Source organism: Ensifer sp. LC163 (assembly GCF_001695855.1).
Taxonomy (GTDB): Bacteria; Pseudomonadota; Alphaproteobacteria; order Rhizobiales; family Rhizobiaceae; genus Ensifer.
The window spans coordinates 1-727 of the sequence record NZ_MBSS01000049.1 but is presented as its reverse complement, the minus strand read 5'-3'; the positions used below and the strand labels follow the sequence as shown (position 1 = coordinate 727).

The 727-nt window shown below is 67.1% G+C and carries 1 protein-coding gene and 1 pseudogene; both read right to left on the bottom strand.

The genetic code is table 11. The annotated features are described in order from the left end of the window. Positions 1 to 248 (bottom strand): annotated as a pseudogene (locus BC360_RS26320) (HlyD family type I secretion periplasmic adaptor subunit); the annotation flags it as partial. Positions 249 to 294: 46 nt separating this feature from the next. Continuing rightward, positions 295 to 727 (bottom strand): M10 family metallopeptidase C-terminal domain-containing protein (locus BC360_RS26315; RefSeq protein WP_208858218.1); only part of this gene is annotated, 433 nt, incomplete at its 5' end.

The window sequence follows — 727 nt, the reverse complement described above, 5'->3', positions numbered from 1 at the left end:
ATCGCCGCGACGATGCCGCCGTCGCGGTGCTGGATCAGCTTGACCTGCTGGGAGACGGCGACCTGGCCCTGGGTGATGACGGCACCCGACAGCTTGGCCTGGGCGGCCCAGCCGCCGACGCCGAACACCAGCGTCGCGGCAAAGACGGCCGAGACGACGATGCGCGAGGTGATGCCGAACTGCGGTTTTTCGGCCGGCGCCGCGTTGGGCGTTGCCGTTTCCGCCGTGTTGTTGTCCGTGGTGTTCATGGTCTTCTTCTCCCGATAACGCGTGACACTGAGGTTTTTTCGCTGTTCAGACGGTGTCTCTCGGCGGGTCGGCCGGGGCTTCGAGCGCGGCGAGGATAAAGTCCTGTTCGGTGAGCTCGTGGCGGCCGGCGATCAGGAATTCGAGATCCTCGTCGCGTTCGAGGTTGATGACGGCGCGCACGACGGTGCGTTCGCCGTCGCCGAAGGCCTCGTGATAGAAGGTGATCCGGTGCACCGGCGGTGCCTGGCCGTCGGCGGCGAACGGGGCAAAGACCAGGCCGCCGATGGCTTCGGCGATCTTCGACAGGTCGATGCGGTCGCCGACCTGGAAGTCGCGGATCTCGTCGCGGCCGCTGCCGTCATTGGCCAGCGATGCCACCGTGCGGAAGACGAAGACATCGGCGCCGTCACCGCCGGCGAGAAAGTTGACGGCGTTGCCGGCGACCAGCACGTCGTCGCCCTTGCCGCCGACAGCACCT